The organism is uncultured Brevundimonas sp. (assembly GCF_937870815.1).
Classification (GTDB): Bacteria; Pseudomonadota; Alphaproteobacteria; order Caulobacterales; family Caulobacteraceae; genus Brevundimonas.
In genome coordinates, this window is record NZ_CALMZS010000121.1 from 1 (window position 1) to 3,182 (window position 3,182).

3 protein-coding genes are annotated in these 3,182 nt (G+C 69.3%); 2 read left to right on the plus strand and 1 reads right to left on the minus strand.

The window, feature by feature from the left end; translation table 11 throughout:
- Positions 1-106: 106 nt before the first annotated feature.
- Positions 107-1,516: a cysteine--tRNA ligase gene (gene cysS, locus Q0588_RS07965; protein WP_298745381.1), complete on the minus strand. Its 1,410-nt coding sequence runs from the start codon at positions 1,514-1,516 to the stop codon at positions 107-109.
- Positions 1,517-1,680: 164 nt separating this feature from the next.
- On the opposite strand from cysS, the gene folE reads away from it, so the two are divergent.
- Positions 1,681-2,301 carry a GTP cyclohydrolase I FolE gene (folE, locus tag Q0588_RS07970; protein WP_298745383.1) on the plus strand — a complete coding sequence of 207 codons (621 nt, stop codon included), beginning with the start codon at positions 1,681-1,683 and terminating at the stop codon, positions 2,299-2,301.
- 163 nt (positions 2,302-2,464) lie between these two features.
- A complete protein-coding gene (locus Q0588_RS07975) occupies positions 2,465-2,908 on the plus strand; it encodes a biopolymer transporter ExbD (RefSeq protein ID WP_298745384.1) in 444 nt (147 codons plus the stop codon).
- Positions 2,909-3,182 lie beyond the last annotated feature (274 nt).

The window sequence follows — 3,182 nt, forward strand, 5'->3', positions numbered from 1 at the left end:
CAGCTGTCCCTAATTTAGCTGTCTCAGTTCCGGGGGTCACTCCAGGCGGCAGGCGCCTGAAAAGTGGTGTGTGTCCCTACTTTTCCAGCGCTCTGGTCTCGCGCCCCTACCCCTTCACCCGCCATGTCGCGCCGTCGGGGCCGTCCATGACGACGACGTTGAGGGCGTTGAGCCGGTCGCGGATGCGGTCGGCCTCGGGCCAGTCCTTGGCGGCGCGGGCGGCGGCGCGCTGTTCGAGCAGGGCCTCGACCTCGGCGCGCAGGGCGTCGGAAACCTCGCCTTCGAGCCAGGCGGCCGGGTCAGCCTGGAGCACGCCGAGGAGGGCGGCGGCGGCGATCAGTTCGCCCTTGGCGCGCGCCACGACGCCGGGGTCGCCCGCCGTCATGCCGCGCTCGATCTCGCTGGACAGGGCGAACAGGGTGGCCATGGCCCCGGGGGTGTTGAGATCGTCCTCGATGGCCTTCAGGAAGTCGGCGGGCGGCTGGTCGGTCGAGGCCCCGACGGCGACGGCGCGGTGCAGGGCCCCGTAGAGGCGATCGAGCGACTTCCTCGACTGATCGAGCAGGGCCTGGTTCCAGTCCAGCGGCTGGCGGTAGTGGGCGCTGAGCAGGGCCCAGCGGACCACCTCGCCCGGAACCGCCTGCACCAGGTCGTGCAGCAGCAGGACGTTGCCGGTCGACTTGGACATCTTTTCCGCATCGACGGTCAGGAAGCCGTTGTGCATCCAGTAGCGGCTGTACCGCGCGTGGGCGCCGGGCTCATGGGCGTGGCCGTGGGCGCAGACGCCCTGGGCGATCTCGTTCTCGTGGTGCGGAAACACCAGATCGACGCCGCCGGCGTGGATGTCGATGGGCAGGCCGAGGGTCTGCTCGATCATGGCCGAGCATTCGATGTGCCAGCCCGGCCGGCCCTCGCCCCACGGCGACGGCCATGCCGGCTCGCCTTGCTTCGAGGGCTTCCACAGCACGAAGTCGTGCGGGTTCTTCTTGTAGGGGGCGACCTCGACCCGGGCCCCGGCGATCATGTCGTCGAGGTTGCGGCCGGACAGCCGGCCGTAGGCCTGGTAGGACGACACGTCGAACAGCACATGGCCCTCGGCGACGTAGGCGCAGCCCTGGTCGATGATGGCGCCGATCTGGGCGACGATGGCGTCCATGTGGTCGGTGACGTGAGGGGCGAGATCGGGTGGGCTGACGTTCAGCCGGGCCATGTCCTCCAGATAGGCGGCCTCGTAGCGGGACGTGACCTCGCCGATCGGCGCGCCCTCGCGGGCCGCCTTCGCATTGATCTTGTCGTCCACGTCGGTGACGTTGCGGGCGTAGACGACCCTGTCGGCCCCGTATTCGCGGCGCAGCAGCCGGACCAGCACGTCGAACACCACCGGCGGGCGGGCATTGCCGATATGGGCGTAGTCGTAGACGGTCGGGCCGCAGACATAGAGGGTCACCCGCCCCGGGTCGCGCGGCTCGAACAGGCGCTTTTCGCGGTGCAGGGTGTCGTGAATCGTCAGCGGCATCGGGCAGCAGGCGCCTTGAGTTTTCTTGCGGTACGCACGGGATCGCCCATATAGCCGCCTTGCCCCATACTCGACAGTATGCCGGGCGAGAATAAAGGGAGAGCGGCGCGCGTCCTTCCGGTGGCCATCGCCCCGGCGCACCTTCGCCGCTGCAGGGATCGAGAATGAGCGTCACCCCCGTCAAGCCCGTCCTGGTCGGCGACAACGACCAGCCCAAGCTCCGGCCGTCGCGCGACGAGGCCCTGAAGGCCGTGCGCACCCTGCTGGCCTGGGCCGGCGACGACCCGGACCGCCCCGGCCTGGTCGACACGCCGAAGCGGGTCGTGGACGCCTATGGCGAATGGTTCGACGGCTATGACGCCGACGTCGAAAAGGAACTGAGCCGCACCTTCGAGGACGTCCAGGGCTATGACGACATGGTGCTGCTGCGCGACATCGAGGTGGAGAGCCACTGCGAGCACCACATGGCCCCCTTCCTGGGCAAGGCCCATGTCGCCTACATCCCGAACGAGAAGGTGGTCGGCATCTCCAAGCTGGCCCGGGTGGTCGAGATCTTCGCCCGCCGCCTGCAGACCCAGGAGACCCTGACCCAGTTGATCGCCGGGGCCATCGAATCGCACCTGCAGCCGCACGGGGTGGCCATACTGATCGACGCCGAGCACCAGTGCATGACCACGCGCGGCGTGCACCACCGCCACGTTTCGACCATCACCACCCGATTCACCGGCGCCTTCAAGGCCGACGCGGCCCTCAAGGACCGGTTCCTGAAGCTCGCGAAAGGCTGACGCGGCTCGCCTGAGAGGCGTAAAGCGAAGGTGGAAGCCGCCATGGAACCGTCTTCGCCCCGAACCCGCTTTACAAGCCGGGCCGGGGACGCCAAGAGACGGTCCGAAGCTTTCAGCGTCGCTCGCCGCCCGTCGCGCCGGGCCTGATGGAGAACCAAAGCGGATGGCCGCCAAACTTTCCGGACCCGGTGGTGGCAAGAGCCACACCATTGAACAGAACGCCGACATCAACGTCACGCCGTTCGTCGACATCATGCTGGTGCTGCTGATCATCTTCATGGTCGCCGCGCCGATGGCCACGGTGTCGATCCGCCTCGACCTGCCGCCGGCGGTGCCGCCGCCGCCGGGCACGCCGCAGAAGGATCCGGTCTACATCACCGTCCAGGAAACCGGCTCGATCTTCATCGCCGCACAGCAGTCCTCGCTGGAAGGCCTGGCGACCGACGTCTGCGCCGCGCTGGGCGGCGGCGACCCGGCCTGCAAGGAGGAGCGGGTGTTCATCCGCGCCGACCCGGAGGTGACCTACAACCAGTTCATGGAGGTCATGAACGAGCTGCAGGCCAAGGGCTTCTTCAAGGTCGGCCTGCTCAACGAAGACATCGAATAGGCGTCACGCCCGTTCAGGCGACCAGGGGCCGCGTCCGGCGAGGACGCGGCCCTTTTTCATGGCAGGAGGGCATCCCCTCTCCCGGCGGGAGAGGGATCGGTGGAGCTACTGCACCGACTGGCGCGGGCGGTCGGGGGGCGCGGCGGCCTCGGCGGCGGGCTGGTAGGGGCGTTCACCGGCGGGTTCGGTCGGGGCCGGAGGCGGCGCGGGGGTGCGGGCGGCGGGACGCGGCCGGGGCCGGCGGGCCGGCGGGCGGCTGGCCGGACGGGCCGCG

What these genes read in the sequence shown, in the direction of transcription:
- cysS (WP_298745381.1), bottom strand. Translation starts at nt 1,516, where the DNA reads ATGCCGCTGACGATTCACGACACCCTGCACCGCGAAAAGCGCCTGTTC.
- folE (WP_298745383.1), top strand. Translation starts at nt 1,681, where the DNA reads ATGAGCGTCACCCCCGTCAAGCCCGTCCTGGTCGGCGACAACGACCAG.
- Q0588_RS07975 (WP_298745384.1), top strand. Translation starts at nt 2,465, where the DNA reads ATGGCCGCCAAACTTTCCGGACCCGGTGGTGGCAAGAGCCACACCATT.